Below are 15,723 nucleotides of genomic sequence, written 5' to 3'. Positions count from 1 at the left end.
GATAGGCACAAGGTGTAAGCACGGTAACGTGTTCAGCTGATGTGTACTAATAGGTCGAGGGCTTATCCAACGAATAGTTGGTATAGGAACAAAGGGAAAATGGATTTAAGATAGTTCAGTGTTCGGTTTTGAAGGTACAAAACTACATAAACAAGCAAAATTAAACGAAATACTAAATATATAAAAAACTTATAAATGAAATCTTAAAAGACGGTCAAATGCCCGTCTTTTTTGTTTTTTTATATTTATTTTGACTAAAACGTGCTATACTTAAAAAGGAAATTTAAACAATTTTCAATCGGTTTTATGTTAATAATTTTTTCTTTTTAAGGCGCGAGGTGAACGAATGGAATCAAAAATCCTGCTTGAAAGTGGTAATAACGAACTTGAAGTCCTTGAATTTAAAATCGATGACCATTGCTATGGAATTAACGTAGCAAAGATTAAGGAAATTATTGTGTATCAGGAAGTAACACCGGTACCTAATGCTCATCCCAGCATAGAGGGAATATTTATGCCCCGTGATACGATGATCACAGCCATTGACCTTAGAAACTGCCTGCAGCGAGGCGCATCCAAGGCCGGTGGACTATTCATTATCACCAATTTCAATAAGCTTGATATTGCATTCCACGTTGACTCTGTTGTAGGTATTCACAGAGTATCCTGGGCAGATATCATCAAGCCCAATGCAACGATTTCCAAGGCTGAGGAGAGTATCTCAACAGGTATCATCAAGTTTGAGAATCAGCTGATCATCATTCTCGACTTTGAGAAAATCGTATCTGATATTAATCCCAATACGGGTCTTAATATGGATGCTCTTTCCGACATCGGACCCAGACCTCGTAATGAGGTTCCGATTGTTCTTGCAGAGGATTCACAGCTGCTTAATAAGCTCATTGTAGATTCTCTTAACAAGGCGGGCTATAATAATGTGAGACATTTTGAAAACGGTAAGCTTGCATACGATTACATCAAGGCTTGCAAGGACAGAAACGAGCTTGGCAATATCAAATGTATTATCACTGATATCGAGATGCCTATTATGGACGGCCACAGACTTACCAAACTGGTAAAGAGTGACGATGCCACCAAGGATATTCCTCTTATCATATTCTCATCACTTGTTAATGAGGAAATGAGAAGAAAAGGAGAATCTCTTGGAGCCGACAGACAGTTGTCCAAGCCGGAAATCGGAAATCTCGTATCTGTAATTGATGAACTTGTAAATGCTTCAAGTGCAGGCTAATACTAACTGACTGAAACTCCCTTTGTTGGCTCAGTTATGAAACGTGTTTTCAGTGACTGTCTCAATGAAGGGAGATTTTTAAATTAAGGAGTAGTGACAGCTATGGCACAGGCGCTTAAGGAAATGTTACAGGACTCAGACCTTTGCATTATAGGCATAGGTGATGAGTGGAATTGGGTAAAAAAGGGGATAAGATCCGATTCCAGATACAAAAATATCTTAGAGTATTGTGATAATGAGGGTAATCAGTGGCTTCTACCTATCGTAGAATATGAATACGCCTATTACAATATCGATAATAAGGTAGCAGATGCTTACAGGGGACTTCGTAAGCTTGTTGGAGATAAGAAGCATTTTATCGTAAGCGACATTTTTCTTCAGGATGCACTTTTATTTGGTTTTGACTATGAAAGAGCAGTTTATCCTTGTGGTAATTTTATGTTCCTTCAGACCAATGATGAATCCGATGGACTTTTAAATGCAGAGAAGACTGAGGAATTCAGAGAAGTGGTAGATAAGATACATTCGATCATCACTGAGCATGACGGTTACTGGCAGGAAGGAATTACTTTTGCCAAACCTTTCAGAGATGGGAAAGAATGGTATCTTAATCAGAAAAGACCTGAATATAAAAAGATAAAATATAATGAGGCTCCCTATAAAGACGGCTGGGATAAGTATCTGAAGTATCTTACAGGAACCGTTAATGCAAAACTTCTTTTACTGGAATTGGGAGTAGGTCTTGATTATCCAACTGTTGTACGATGGCCCTTTGAAAAGGTCGTTTTTATGAATGAAAAAGCACATCTTGTGAGAGTTCACGAGAGGCTCTATCATCATACTCCGGAAATTGCAGACAGAACAGATTCGATAAAGATGAATTCGGTTGATTATATTTTGCAGGAGTGTAATGGACTATGACTAACGAAGAGTATCTTGATAGTCTGTTGAACAACGTGCAATCGAATAATAAAGATCCCAAATCTGCCCTTAATAGGATGTCTACTAAGGGGTCTTCTGATGCGCCGTCACAGGCTGCAGATGAGGAAATGGCAAGTCTGGTGCAAAACTCCAATGGCAATGAGGATCTGAATGAGATAGGAAGCCTTCTTAACAAGCTTGAAGATGGAGAGTTTGTTGATGGAAAGATGGCTGACCTTCTTGATGAGATTGAATCGCTGACAGATGTGGGTATTCCTAAATTTACTGTGGGCAACGAGCCTTCACACCTGGATGTAAGGGATCCCGAAGAGATAGCTCTTGATGAAGCAATAGCTGATGCTGAAAGAATGGACGCTGAGATACAGAGTGGCAAATTCGCAGATCAGTCTTTTTCTGATGCCGCTGAGAATGCTCCATCTGAGGGTGGAGAGACATCAATGGAGGATATTATACCTCCGGCGGCTAAACCTCTGGTTGATATTGAAGATGGCGACGACGCCCTTATGGAAATGGCTCCGGAAGTTATTATACCGGAAGATAACGCAGCATCCATAAGTAAAGATATTGATTCTGACGCCGGACAGACGCCGGAAGAGATCTTGACGGATCTTTTGGACGATATGCCGGGAGATAATCTCTCTGACCCTGAAATGGGACAGGCGCAGGATAGTTTAAGTGATGTTCTTGACAATATTCAGGACGAAGAGCCTATGTCGGGAGAGGAAGCACTTGGAGATCTGGCTTCATTGGCGGATCTTGATATTAATGAATTAAGTCCCGAGTCTCTTGAACAGGCAATGGATGAAGGTATTATTCCTGAAGAAGAGGCTCCTGAGGCAGAGGTTCAAGAAGCACCGGCTGAGAGCATACCTGACGCGGATATGTCTATTACTGAGGAAGTTCCTGCTGAGGATACTCCTGTGCCCGATACGGTCGCTGATGATCAGGTAGAAAGCCTGGATGATATTATGGCGGGAATGGCTGAGCTTGGACTTGATATGGGAGAAGATGCTGCAAACGAGGCCGCTCCTGACGGAACAAGCGCTGAGGAAGGAGCTGTCCCTGATGCGGGAGAAGTATCCGATGAAGCTATTCTTGATGATATGGCGCTTGATGAGCTGACACTTGATGACATGTCAATGGATGATTTGGCTGAGGAACCTGCTGCTGATACCGCGGGTGAAGAGGCACAGATTCCTTCTGAGGGAACTGAGGATGCCGGTCTTGGCGATGATATAGGATTTACCTTTGATGGCGGCGATCCTACTACTGAAAACGGTGGGGAGGCTGCGGAGGAAGATGATTTCAACCTGGAATCCATGGAGAAAGAGCTTAACGAGTTGGATGCAGGTACTTCCAAAGCAACAGATCCACCTGATGAAGGTTTGTCTTTGGATGATGTGTCAGCCGACTTTAATTTAAATGACCTGGAAGCAAGTCTCGATGATCTCCTTAGCGGAGAGGAAGGCAGCGGTTCTGCTGAAGGAGAAGTTGCTGAGGTTCAGGACGGAGAAACAGATAATACGCAGGCAGCCGAGGAGGGCTCCGAAGATACAGCAATGCCTGATCTGGACGCTCTTATGAACAGCCTTGCGAGCGATGATATTGAGGATCTTGAGAATGAAGCTGCGCGTGAGGGAGCATCTGACGCCGGGGATGGCCAGGAAGAAGATGTGCCCAAAGAAGATATTCTGGATGCACTGACAGAGGATGGCTTCGGAGATCTTGGAACCGAACCTTCCCTTGAGGATCTTGCAGCTATACCGGAATCGGCCGGAGGTACAGGCAAAGATGCTCCGGAAGATAAAAAAGGAAAGAAAAAGAAAAAAGGCGGATTAAAAGCGCTTCTTGCAAGCTTATTCACCGCTCTTACAAGAGAAGACGAGGAGATAGCTCCTAATGGAGAACTGGCCAGTCTTACCGATGAAAACCAGCAGGTTCTGAATGAACTTGGTGATGAGAAGCCTAAGAAAGAGAAAAAGAAAAAAGAAAAGAAGCCAAAGAAAGAAAAGCCAAAGAAGGAGCCAAAGCCCAAGAAGGAAAAGCCGCCGAAGCCGAAGAAGGAGAAAAAGCCCAAACCTCAGAAGGATCCCAGCATTCCGGAAAAGGCAATATCTCCCAGAAAGGTTGCAATCTCATTCCTTTTTGCAGCGAGTCTTGGAATACTGGTACTTATTCCTTCATTGGTTCTTCCCGAGAGGCTTGCTAAAGAGAGAGCTGAAAGTGCATATATTCATCAGGACTATGTAACAACCTACAAGGTTCTTCATGGAAAGGAACTGGATGAGAGGCAGACTCTTATGTATGAGCAGTCAAGGGTCCTGGCCTGGGGAGACAGATATCTGACGGCTCATGAAAACTTTGAAGCCATGAACATGAAGGAAGAGGCTCTTGATATTCTTCTTACGGCCATGAGAAACAAAGAGGATATTTTAGAAGAGGCGGCACAATTCAATGTTGAAATTCAGATTGAGAGTGTGTATTCTAAAATAGAATCGTTGCTTTTAGAGGAGTATGGCCTTACAGAAGAGGATGTGAAGTCTATCAATTCCATCAAGAAGGACTGGGATTATACGATCAAAGTTATGGAGATTGTCGGTACATTGAAACCGGTTCAGTAAAGGCGTCGATTACTAAATCAAGGGGGCCTTTGCCGAATGGTTGCAATTATCGATTATGATGCAGGCAATATTAAAAGCGTCGAAAAAGCATTTGAATATCTTGGCGCGTCTACAATAGTTACCAGAGACCCGAAGGAGATTTTTTCTGCCGACAGAGTGGTACTTCCCGGGGTTGGTGCATTTGGCGATGCCATGAGAAGATTATCGGAATATGATCTGATACCTACAATTAAAGAGGTGGTATCCAAGGAACTTCCATTTATGGGAATATGCCTGGGCCAGCAGCTTTTATTCGATTCCAGCGAGGAGGCGGATGGAGTAAGCGGCCTGGGCATTTTGCGTGGTAAACTCTGCAGGATTCCTGAGACGGATTCTCAGGGTAATTCCTACAAGATTCCGCAGATAGGCTGGAATAGTCTTAAGTTCCCCAGACAGGGACGTCTGTTCAAGGGAATCAATCAGGATTCATATGTATATTTTGTTCATTCCTATTATCTACATGCAGAGGATAGGAATATCGTGACAGCTACCTGTGATTACAATGTTCAGGTAGATGCTTCCGTAGAGTCAGGCAATGTCTTTGCCTGTCAGTTCCATCCGGAAAAAAGCGCAGATGTTGGAATGCAGATACTTAAAAACTTCCTTGAAATCTAAGGACTACACCAGATATCGGAGAAAATTATGCTTACTAAGAGAATTATTCCCTGCCTTGATGTGAATAACGGCAGAGTAGTTAAGGGTATAAATTTTGTTAATCTTGTTGATGCCGGGGATCCGGTGCTTGTAGGTGAGGCCTATTCCAAGGCCGGAGCAGACGAGCTTGTGTTTCTGGATATTACAGCATCCAACGAGAGACGTGCAACCGTTGCCGACATGGTAAGGGAGGTTGCCAGAAAAGTGTTTATTCCTTTCACTGTTGGCGGCGGTATAAGAACCGTCGATGATGTGAGGGCTATTTTGAGAGAAGGGGCAGACAAGGTTGCTGTTAATTCAGCGGCTATTGAGAGACCGGAGCTAATTGCCGAAGCTGCAGACAAATTCGGAAGCCAGTGCGTTGTTCTTGCCATTGACGCCAAGAGGAGAGAGGACGGAAGCGGCTGGAATATCTTTAAGTTCGGCGGAAGAATAGATATGGGTATTGATGCAGTCAAGTGGGCCAAAAAGGCTGTGGATCTTGGAGCGGGAGAAATACTTCTCACCAGCATGGACTGCGACGGAACCAAGGCAGGCTATGATATTGAGCTTACAAGAACCATCGCAGAGGCAGTTCCTGTGCCTGTTATTGCTTCAGGCGGAGCAGGAACCAAGGAGCATTTTTATGAGGCTCTTACTGATGGTAAGGCAGATGCGGCACTGGCTGCTTCACTTTTCCACTTCAAGGAACTTGAAATCTCAGAGGTCAAGGAGTATCTCAGAGACAGAAATGTTCCTGTCAGACTATAAACGAAGAAGGTAATTCAGTATGTCAATGATAACAGGAGACTGGTACGAGGCAGTAGGGGGAGAGTTCAAGAAACCCTATTATGCCCGGTTATATAAATTTGTGAAGGAGGAATACAGCAAAAACGTAATCTATCCCCCTTCAGATGATATTTTCAATGCACTTCACCTTACACCACTTAAGGATGTGAAGGTTCTTATCCTGGGACAGGATCCATACCATGAACCCGGACAGGCCCATGGCCTGTCTTTTTCAGTATTGCCCGGCAAGGCAGATACGCCTCCTTCTCTGGTAAATATTTATAAGGAGCTTCAGGAGGATCTGGGATGTAAGGTTCCCAACAACGGATATCTTAAAAAGTGGGCAGATCAGGGAGTACTTCTTTTGAATACAGTGCTCACAGTAAGGGCGCATGCTGCCAATTCTCACAAGGGAAAAGGATGGGAGCAGTTTACAGATGCAATTATCAGGGCTGTCAATGAACAGGACAGACCGGTGGTATATATGCTCTGGGGAAAGCCTGCTCAGATGAAAAAGAGCATGCTAAATAACCCCAAACATCTAATCCTGGAGGCACCTCATCCCAGTCCGTTGTCGGCTTACAGAGGCTTTTTTGGATGTAAACATTTCAGCAAGTGCAATGAGTTTCTTAAGGCTAACGGATTGGAGCCCATAGATTGGCAGATTGAGGATATTTGAGGATTATACAATTTACACTAATAATTTCGGGACATTTGTGTTAGCATAGGCATATTGTCACTTGCGGTGTACCGCATTAACATGTTAAAGTGTATATTATTTATGTATAAGTATGCATTCAGGAGGCTATTATGAAGAAACCGTTTGTAACCAAGTCTCAGATAGAAGAGATTGTTAAGAAGTACCCCACACCCTTTCATATTTATGATGAAAAGGGGATTTTAGATAATGCCAAAGCAGTATATGACGCATTTTCCTGGAACAAGGGCTTTAGAGAGTATTTCGCTGTTAAGGCTACTCCCAATCCTATTCTTATGGAGCTGCTTAAGAATGCCGGCTGCGGTTTCGACTGCTCATCCAAGACAGAGCTTATGCTCAGTAGCGCAGTTGGAGCTTCCGGGGCGGACATAATGTTTTCTTCGAATGATACACCGGCAGAGGAGTTTGCTTATGCAGACAAACTTGGCGCCATTATCAATCTTGACGACTTTACACATATTGAATTCCTGGAGGAAACTATTGGCAAGATTCCCGAGACAATTTCCTGCCGTTACAATCCGGGCGGAGTCTTCAAGATGAGTAACGGAATCATGGATAATCCGGGCGATTCCAAGTACGGAATGACAAGGGATCAGCTCTTTGAGGCTTTCAAGATTCTTAAATCCAAGGGAGCCAAGCACTTCGGTATTCATGCTTTCCTTGCCAGCAATACCGTTACCAACGAGTATTATCCTACGCTTGCAGGTCAGCTCTTTGAACTTGCTGTTGAACTTGAGAAGGAAACGGGTGCGGATGTGGCCTTCATCAATCTTTCAGGCGGAGTTGGAATTCCTTATACACCTGATGCTGAGGGCAATGACATTGCTGCGATCGGCGCAGGAGTTAAGGAGCAGTATGAGAAAATCCTTGTTCCTGCAGGAATGGGAGATGTTGCCATTTATACCGAAATGGGCAGATTCATGATGGCTCCTTACGGCGCACTTGTTACCAAGGCTATTCATGAGAAGCACATTTACAAGGAGTATATCGGTGTGGATGCCTGTGCAGTCAACCTTATGAGACCTGCAATGTATGGCGCATACCACCATATTACAGTTCTGGGCAAGGAGGATGCTCCTCTTGACCATGTATATGATGTAACCGGATCTCTTTGCGAGAACAACGACAAGTTTGCTATTGAGAGACAGCTTCCCAAGATTGATATGGGAGATTACCTCTTTATCCACGATACAGGTGCTCACGGCTTTGCTATGGGATATAATTATAACGGTAAGCTTAAGAGCGCAGAGCTGCTTCTTAAGGCTGACGGAAGTGTTGAACTTATAAGAAGAGCAGAGACTCCAAGGGATTATTTCTCTACCTTTGATTGCCTCTCTGTTTTTGCCGAACTGTCCAAGATTATGGATGAAGAGCGTACATCGTAATGAAGGAATTTGCTAAAGAGAAGATAATATACGGCCTGGCAGCATTTCTTAGCTGCTGGGCAATACAGCTGCTATCCGGGATTACTGTCAGAAACCCTCTGACAGTAGTCTTTTTTGTGCTGATTCTGTCGGAGTGGAAGAGGCTAAGTGAGAGGGATGCAGATATCTTTTCGGCGAAAAAGAGTGCTATTGCTGTTGGCGCAGGTGTTTCATTTCTTGCAGCCGGCGCAGCGCTTTATGTAAAAGGAGTCCGGCTGATCTCAAATTTTGACAGCGGATTGTTCAAGCTTCTTACACTGGCAATCGTATTTTGCGGTGTTTTCTGTATAGGTCTTCTGCTGGTCATGGAGATCAGATATAGGTGGAGCAAGTATTTTATAGGAGCTGCGGGAGCAGGGAAGAGTAAGGGGTATTTCTTAGATAAGTCTAAGGATATTCCGATTTCAGGCAGCATACATGGCGCTAAGCTGTTTATATTATCTGCGTTTCTTTGCTTAATCTGTTATTTTCCATATTTCCTGTATGAGTTTCCGGGAATTATGACTGCAGATTCATTGGTTCAGTATGAGCAGATTGTGGGAGTAAGACCCTGGTTCAATCATCATCCGGTGGTGCATACGTTTCTTATCAAGATATTCTATTCAATTGGAATGGCGATCACAGGTGATGCTGTAAGTGCGATTAGCTTCTATACACTGTTTCAGATGATATTTCTTGCACTTTGTTGTGCAAGAGGTGTGTGTCTTGTGGACAGGCTGGCGGGGCAATGCGCCAGATGGTGCAAATGGCTTGCTTTGGCCTTTTTTGCACTGATGCCCTTTAACTGTGTGTTCGCTGTTACGCTTTGGAAAGACATTCCTTTTGCAGGAATAGCGCTTCTTCTAATCTGCAGGTTTATAAGCATGACGCAGAAGAAGGAACTTACTTGGAAGGATTATGTCAGCTTTTCGGTTCTTGGCATACTTTTTTGTCTATTAAGATCCAATGCCTGGTATGCGTTCATTGTATGGGGGATTCTGGTAGTGGTCAGATTCAGGAAGAATCTGATGGGAATTCTGGTATCAGTGCTTGCTGTTTTTGCTGTGGTTATTATTGTAAAAGGTCCTGTATTTGGCAGGCTGGGTATTGATAGTCCTGATTTTACAGAGAATCTATCTGTTCCGCTTCAGCAGGTTGCGGCAGTACTTGTTAATGACAGAGATGTTGCAGATGGTGATATGAAGCTTATAAGGGATGTTATTGATACTACATATATTCATGAGCTCTACGCCCCTGACTTTGCAGATAACATCAAGGAGCTGGTGCGAGCAGGTCATCCTGAGGTTATAGAGAATAATAAGAGTACATATTTTGCCCTATGGGTCAGACTGGGACTTAAGTATCCCGGGGACTATATCAAGGCCTGGTTCGACCTTACGGGAGGATATATATATCCGGATGTAGCCTACAAGGTAGGAGACATTGACGGAATAATGGGCAATGATCTGGGGCTGTATTGGAAGCCTTTGATCGGAGGTATAGCTGTTGTCAAGATTAAGGAAATCCTTATCAAGCTGTCGGGTTTCATGCCTCTTTACGGTATGCTGTGGTGCATTGGTGCCTATACCTGGGCGCTTATCATATGTACTGTAGTTGGCATTGGTAAAAGAGCGGAAGTGCTTCCGATTGTTCTGCTGCTTCTTCTTACCGGAACGCTTCTTCTTGCGTCTCCTGTGGTGGATTTCAGATATGGCTACAGCCTTGTTTTGTCAGCGCCTGTTTGGCTTGCGCTGTGTTTTGGGAGGAGAGAAAATGCGGAGGCAGATTGATGAGTTTACAGATTATCTTAGGAACGTAAAAAAGACTTCTGAAAATACTCTTATTTCTTATAAGCGTGACCTTCTCAGAATGGCTGAGTTCATGGGAGAAAACGGAATTTCTGAGGCATCTGACGTAACAGTAGACAAATTATCGGCTTATGCGGCAAGCCTAAGGGAAGAGCATTTTGCCGCTTCATCCATAACTAGGCATTATACTTCCATTAAGACCTTTTTCAGATACCTTGTGGAGAACGGCAATATTAACGACAATCCATCCGAGACACTGAAAGCTCCCAGGATTGAGAAGAGTGAACCGAGGATATTATCAACTGTTGAGATAGAAGAGCTGTTTTCACAGAAGTTCAAGGATGATGCCAAGGGTAAAAGAGATAAGGCTATATTGGAACTATTGTATGCTACGGGGCTTAAGTCATCGGAGATTACAGACCTAAGGCTTGAGAATATTGATCTTAGCATCAGCTGCCTGAGACTTGGCGATGAGAACAGTTCAAGACTTATACCATACGGCAGAAAGGCCAAGGAGGCTCTTAGTGATTACCTCACCGGTGCAAGAAATGAGCTTCTGGGAGAAAATACAGATGATGATACTGTATTTCTTAACTGCAGCGGAACCCATATGAGCCGCCAGGGCTTGTGGAAGCTTATCAAAACGTATGTTAAGAAGGCAGGAATCAAGCAGGATATTACTCCTTTTTCTCTTCGACATTCCTTTGCGGTGCATCTTGTGGAGAATGGAGCGGACCTTGATTCGGTTCAGGAGATGATGGGATTTGCAGATGTTAATACTATCTCAAAGTATCTGTCCAAGAAGCATAAGAGCAAAGATCCGTTTGAATGGGCGAGACTTAGGAACTGATAGTACAAACTCATATTGTGATAGGATACAAAAAAGCCACTGTCTGATGAACAGTGGCTTTTAATATGCATGAATAAATCAATTGAAGATCAAACTAGATCTGCCATCTCAAGAAGGAGTCTCTCTGTGTCAGCCCAGCCAAGGCAGGGATCTGTGATGGACTTGCCATATACACCTTCGCCGATTTTCTGGGAGCCTTCCTCAATGTAGCTCTCTATCATAACACCCTTAACAAGCTTCTTGATATCGCTGTCGAGAGATCTTGAATGAAGAACTTCCTTGACGATACGGATCTGCTCCTTGAACTGCTTGTTGGAATTGTTGTGGTTGGCATCAATGATTGCAGCGGGATTGACGATATCGCGCTGATTGTACAGAGCAAGGAGAAGTCTTAAATCCTCGTAGTGATAGTTGGGAATAGACTGACCATGCTTGTTGCTGGAACCACGAAGAACGCAGTGAGCAAGAGGATTACCGTTGGTTTTTACCTCATAGCCTCTGTAGATAAAGGAATGAGACTGTTGAGCTGCATAAACGGAATTGAGCATGACACTGAAGGTTCCGCTGGTGGGATTCTTCATTCCTGCAGGGGTGTCAAAGCCGCTGGCAGTCATTCTGTGCTCCTGATCCTCAACGGAACGGGCACCGATAGCCACATAGGAGAGGATATCGGATACATATCCCCAGTTCTCGGGATAGAGCATCTCATCAGCTGCTGTAAGACCGGTCTCCTGAATTGCCTTGAGCTGCATGTGTCTCATGGCAGCAAGGCCTGCACGGAAGTCGGTTTCGCCCTCGGGATCGGGCTGTGATGTAATTCCCTTGTAGCCTTCGCCTGTGGTTCTGGGCTTGTAGGTATAGATTCTGGGAATGATAAGGAGCTTGTCCTGCACTTTCTCCGCTACCTTACCAAGTCTGCAGACATAATCGATTACTGCGTTCTCATTGTCGGCAGAGCAGGGACCTACGATAACAAGGAACTTATCACTCTTACCGGTGAAAACGTCGGATATCATGGCGTCGCGCTGTTTCTTTACCGCCTCAAGCTCCCTGGTTAATGGGAATTCTTCCTTGATCTCATCAGGTGTTGGGAGCTTCTGAATGTATTCAAAAGACATAAAAATATTACCTCCAAATATAAATCACTTTAATACTATAGCAAGTTGAACTGTAAAAGTATACTGTTTATTTTCACAAAAAATACGGCTATATTATATCAGTAATCATCAGAAATTACTTGTATTTCTTCGTTTTTTAGACCAAAAAGTGCCGCGACCTTGAGGTTTAGCTCCATAATACCCTCATTGGAATAGGTCAGAGCCTCAATCTCTTTCATAACATTGTCATCGCAGACCGGGATGGGAAGTGCCTCCAGCCTTGCCCTTAGAACCTTCATATTCCGGCAGGTGTTCCTGTAATAGAAACTGATACAGGAGCTGTTAAGAACTGCCATGATATAGCGGGCGGAATAGCCTTCCTTTCTCGGAATGAGAATGTTGGCACTGTTCAGTGAGACATAACCCTTGTCATCGGGAGCAACTACCGGCTCCGGAGCAATGAATTTATAGAAAAGCTTATTCTTATCTCTGTAATATTGGACAGGTGCAACCTGTTGGAAGCTACCCGGATCAAACTGAACAAAGGAAGAGGGCTCTTTTAATCTGAACTTGTCTATATCTGTTCCTTTGATTATTCCTTCATATCCCTGCGAAGGAGTATCTAAGAGGCGCTGTTTGTTATTACCGGTTACAATTCCCAGGGCAAAATCCGCATTATCCTTAAGACAAAAGTGATCAGATTCCTGCATCTTCAGGATGATACGATACTTGGTGTCATCGCAGATGATCTGGAAAGAAGATGAAGAGAGCCTATTGGACGAGGCCAAAAAGTTACGTGATTCCTTCATCCTGTTTTTGCTTCTTTTATAGAAGGAAACTTCTATATTATTGTTATCATCCACAGCTCTTATAATGCTCAAAATAATGCAGGGACATTGGACCTTATCAAATATTTCTCCGAGGTAGGAGATTTTTTTGACTGAGCAGGTATCAAGGATCAGGTTTCTGATGTTTCTATGGGCATCTGATTCCAAAAAGGTCTCCGGAATCAGAAATGTTACTTCCTTTGAGACTGACAGTGCTTTTTCCGTAAAAAGAGAGAAGGACTCGGGCCTTCCTGTGGTGGCAGCGCAGCGGTAGCTCTTCTTTAACCGGGCGATTTCCTTTGGGGAGTAGCTGTAGCCCCAGGGAGGATTACCTATGATAATGTCATAAGAACTCCTGCATTTTCCGGATAGAAAGTCAGCTACACGGATATTGTCACAGATTATCTTAAGCGACTTCTTATCATCTGCATGATATCTGATCGCAACATTTATTCTTGCAAGGGCAATTGCAATCGGATCGATATCGTAACCATGAATATTATCAAATGTAACGATCTTTGGAAGTCTGATAAGGAAGTTGCCGGTTCCGCAGGCAGGATCGCAGATGGTCTTATTATGTATATCAGCTCCTGCAAAGGCTGAGCGGCACAACAGGTCCACGGCGTAAAAAGGAGTGTAGTAGGAACCGGTTGCTTTTTTGGAACGAAGTCCCCGTAGAGATAAATACAACATTCCCAGGGTATCTTCTCCGGGAACGGGTATAAGCTCATATGAGAAAGCTTCATCATGCGTATAGGTCTTCGATCCAGTAATATCTGAAGAAATATCTGATATGAGCTGATTGATAGTGCTATCTGATAATCCGCTTTTTCTCATGAGCATAGCAGAATAGAAGGACAGAATATCTTCGGTATCTGCTTGTGACGTGCGGGTAGAATTGACTATATCAATTACAGCTCTGTAATTGCCGGATGAAGAATCTATATAAGATCTGGGGATAAAATTGGAATCGGAGAGCCTCTTGTTGCGGCGGCTGCGGAGAGTACTTCCGGTCTCCAGAGCCTTGGCGCAGGCTGTGACATCCTTATCTGACAGATAATAGTGATTGTTCCTTGAAGTCGCGGGAATCTTACCGAGTTTGATCCAGTTCTTAAGGGTTGCTGTGCAGATGCCAAGTATCTCGGATGCCTGTTTTACTGTAAGTATGCTGTTGTCTTCTGCATTTTTTAAAGCCACTGCAAATTCCCCTAAAATCAAGATAATACATTTATTATCATGACTTGAGTGGTAATTGTAAAGCACAAAAATCAGCAGGGCTTTTTGTGCATATCTCCTAAAATCGCTCCGAATTAAATAAATAATTGTCAAAGTTGCGCAATATCTGGGAAGTATTCCAAAACATCTGTGTAGTGAAATATCTTACCCATGGTTATTATTGATTCTAGACTATTTAATGTTGGAGGGTTTTTTAATGGATAAACTTATTTATGCAGTATATTTCATACTGCCGGTATTACTTTTGTTTGGGGCAAAGGTATACGGACGAAAGGAATGGAATGACGAGTTCCTTTCACTTGAGCAGAGCAAGGCACTGCAGGGATTTTTGGCAGTGTGCATCATGCTTCACCATGTAGGACAGAAGACCTGTGCTTCCTGGATCAATCCGCCTACAAGAATTCAGAAGGGACTGGGATTTTTTGTACCTCTTGGATTTATGTTCGTGGCAGTTTTCTTCTTCTTTAACGGATATGGCGTGTACAAGAGCTTCCACAGTAAGCCCAATTATCTCAAAGGCTTCTTTGGAAGAAGAATACTTCCTGTTATTCTTGCTCTTTATTCCACTACATTTATCTATTTTGCGGTAAGACTTATCGTTGGACAGAAGATGAAGGGGAACGATGTTCTTTTATATCTCACCAGCCTTAAGCTGTGTAACCCTTACACCTGGTACGTGATAGTGCTTCCTTTCTTCTATGCATTTTTCTATCTGTGCTTCAGATTCATCAAGAAGGATGGCATTGCCGTAGCTGTAACCACAGCACTTGTTGTTGCTTATATACTTTTCGGAACAACCATCAACCACAACGATCTGTGGATCAGAGGCGAGTGGTGGTACAACTGTGTTATTCTCTTCCCTGTTGGTATCCTTTTTGCCAAGTTTGAGAAAGCGCTTGTTTCATTCTTCAAGAAGACCTATTTTGTAGTTATGCCTGTTACTGTACTGGCTGTATATCCTGTTTACCTCTGGTCAAGAGCTATGTGCAACATCTATGGCTACTACGGAGAGAACTGGGGCGCACCTGATACAATACTTCGCAGAAGAATAAGCGTTTGTGCTGAATCTGCTATCTGTATTGTATTTGTACTTGCAATCCTTCTTCTTGGAATGAAGGTTAAGATCGGTAACAAATTCCTCAAGTTCATGGGTAGCATCACTCTTGAGTTCTACCTGATCCATGGAATTTTCGTAGAGCTGTGTGCATACACCTTTGACGGCGGAGTTAAGTCTCCTTTCAGAATCAAGAACCTGCTTCTTTATGTGGCAGTTGTTTATGTTCTTGGCATTCCTTCAGCTCTTATTCTTAAGAAGATACATAGCCTTATTCTTCACAAGGAAAAAAAAGTGCAGGCTAAGGCCGCTTAAGATTACAATTTCGACCTACAAGGCAGAGCCGGTTGTTTCCTGACCGTGCTCTGTCTTTTTTATTTCCTGAAAATCCGTAAGTTCATGTAGTGCGCAGGGGTTTAATCTGTAGTATCATAAAAAGAGCTATGAAGAATGG

The 15,723-nt window shown here is 43.4% G+C and carries 12 protein-coding genes; 10 read left to right on the top strand and 2 right to left on the bottom strand.

All coding sequences use genetic code 11. From position 1 onward, the window contains the following. The first annotated feature begins 346 nt into the window (after positions 1-346). From NXH67_RS18250 to NXH67_RS18210, 9 genes are all read left to right on the top strand, one after another. On the top strand, positions 347-1,252 hold the full coding sequence (locus NXH67_RS18250) for a chemotaxis protein (protein ID WP_022778894.1): 906 nt from the start codon (positions 347-349) through the stop codon (positions 1,250-1,252). A gap of 102 nt (positions 1,253-1,354) precedes the next feature. After that, positions 1,355-2,173, top strand: coding sequence for a hypothetical protein (locus tag NXH67_RS18245; protein ID WP_272798288.1), 819 nt, complete (start codon positions 1,355-1,357; stop codon positions 2,171-2,173). Further along, positions 2,170-4,815 carry a hypothetical protein gene (locus tag NXH67_RS18240; protein WP_272798287.1) on the top strand — a complete coding sequence of 882 codons (2,646 nt, stop codon included), beginning with the start codon at positions 2,170-2,172 and terminating at the stop codon, positions 4,813-4,815. The genes NXH67_RS18245 and NXH67_RS18240 overlap by 4 nt, the downstream gene beginning before the upstream one ends. Positions 4,816-4,851: 36 nt before the next feature. Continuing rightward, complete coding sequence (hisH, locus tag NXH67_RS18235; RefSeq protein ID WP_272798286.1) at positions 4,852-5,469, top strand: imidazole glycerol phosphate synthase subunit HisH; 618 nt, start codon at positions 4,852-4,854, stop codon at positions 5,467-5,469. Positions 5,470-5,496: 27 nt separating this feature from the next. Next, complete coding sequence (hisF, locus tag NXH67_RS18230) at positions 5,497-6,258, top strand: imidazole glycerol phosphate synthase subunit HisF (protein ID WP_272798285.1); 762 nt, start codon at positions 5,497-5,499, stop codon at positions 6,256-6,258. A 19-nt stretch (positions 6,259-6,277) separates the two neighbouring features. After that, positions 6,278-6,955: a uracil-DNA glycosylase gene (locus NXH67_RS18225; RefSeq protein ID WP_022778899.1), complete on the top strand. Its 678-nt coding sequence runs from the start codon at positions 6,278-6,280 to the stop codon at positions 6,953-6,955. A 128-nt stretch (positions 6,956-7,083) separates the two neighbouring features. Then, positions 7,084-8,379: a diaminopimelate decarboxylase gene (locus tag NXH67_RS18220; RefSeq protein WP_272798293.1), complete on the top strand. Its 1,296-nt coding sequence runs from the start codon at positions 7,084-7,086 to the stop codon at positions 8,377-8,379. Further along, on the top strand, positions 8,379-10,187 hold the full coding sequence (locus tag NXH67_RS18215; protein WP_272798284.1) for a DUF6020 family protein: 1,809 nt from the start codon (positions 8,379-8,381) through the stop codon (positions 10,185-10,187). The genes NXH67_RS18220 and NXH67_RS18215 overlap by 1 nt, the downstream gene beginning before the upstream one ends. Beyond that, positions 10,171-11,055, top strand: coding sequence for a tyrosine-type recombinase/integrase (locus tag NXH67_RS18210; protein WP_022778902.1), 885 nt, complete (start codon positions 10,171-10,173; stop codon positions 11,053-11,055). The genes NXH67_RS18215 and NXH67_RS18210 overlap by 17 nt, the downstream gene beginning before the upstream one ends. 89 nt (positions 11,056-11,144) lie before the next feature. On the opposite strand, the gene NXH67_RS18205 is transcribed toward NXH67_RS18210, so the two are convergent. Both NXH67_RS18205 and NXH67_RS18200 read right to left on the bottom strand, forming a co-directional pair. Continuing rightward, the gene (locus NXH67_RS18205) at positions 11,145-12,173 is read right to left on the bottom strand and encodes a 3-deoxy-7-phosphoheptulonate synthase (protein WP_022778903.1); all 1,029 of its coding nucleotides are present in this window, start codon (positions 12,171-12,173) and stop codon (positions 11,145-11,147) included. A gap of 98 nt (positions 12,174-12,271) precedes the next feature. Then, the gene (locus tag NXH67_RS18200; RefSeq protein ID WP_272798283.1) at positions 12,272-14,176 is read right to left on the bottom strand and encodes a TaqI-like C-terminal specificity domain-containing protein; all 1,905 of its coding nucleotides are present in this window, start codon (positions 14,174-14,176) and stop codon (positions 12,272-12,274) included. Positions 14,177-14,411: 235 nt separating this feature from the next. On the opposite strand from NXH67_RS18200, the gene NXH67_RS18195 reads away from it, so the two are divergent. Beyond that, on the top strand, positions 14,412-15,584 hold the full coding sequence (locus NXH67_RS18195; RefSeq protein ID WP_272798282.1) for an acyltransferase family protein: 1,173 nt from the start codon (positions 14,412-14,414) through the stop codon (positions 15,582-15,584). The last annotated feature ends 139 nt before the right edge of the window (positions 15,585-15,723 follow it).

Source organism: Butyrivibrio sp. DSM 10294 (genome assembly GCF_028539135.1).
Lineage (GTDB): Bacteria > Bacillota > Clostridia > Lachnospirales > Lachnospiraceae > Butyrivibrio.
The sequence above is the reverse complement of the archived record's forward strand: the minus strand, read 5'-3'. Positions and strand labels throughout refer to the sequence as shown.

Bases quoted from the DNA above. Each gene is read 5' to 3' on its own strand.
- NXH67_RS18250 (WP_022778894.1), top strand. From the start codon at position 347: ATGGAATCAAAAATCCTGCTTGAAAGTGGTAATAACGAACTTGAAGTC.
- NXH67_RS18245 (WP_272798288.1), top strand. From the start codon at position 1,355: ATGGCACAGGCGCTTAAGGAAATGTTACAGGACTCAGACCTTTGCATT.
- NXH67_RS18240 (WP_272798287.1), top strand. From the start codon at position 2,170: ATGACTAACGAAGAGTATCTTGATAGTCTGTTGAACAACGTGCAATCG.
- hisH (WP_272798286.1), top strand. From the start codon at position 4,852: ATGGTTGCAATTATCGATTATGATGCAGGCAATATTAAAAGCGTCGAA.
- hisF (WP_272798285.1), top strand. From the start codon at position 5,497: ATGCTTACTAAGAGAATTATTCCCTGCCTTGATGTGAATAACGGCAGA.
- NXH67_RS18225 (WP_022778899.1), top strand. From the start codon at position 6,278: ATGTCAATGATAACAGGAGACTGGTACGAGGCAGTAGGGGGAGAGTTC.
- NXH67_RS18215 (WP_272798284.1), top strand. From the start codon at position 8,379: ATGAAGGAATTTGCTAAAGAGAAGATAATATACGGCCTGGCAGCATTT.
- NXH67_RS18210 (WP_022778902.1), top strand. From the start codon at position 10,171: ATGCGGAGGCAGATTGATGAGTTTACAGATTATCTTAGGAACGTAAAA.
- NXH67_RS18205 (WP_022778903.1), bottom strand. From the start codon at position 12,173: ATGTCTTTTGAATACATTCAGAAGCTCCCAACACCTGATGAGATCAAG.
- NXH67_RS18195 (WP_272798282.1), top strand. From the start codon at position 14,412: ATGGATAAACTTATTTATGCAGTATATTTCATACTGCCGGTATTACTT.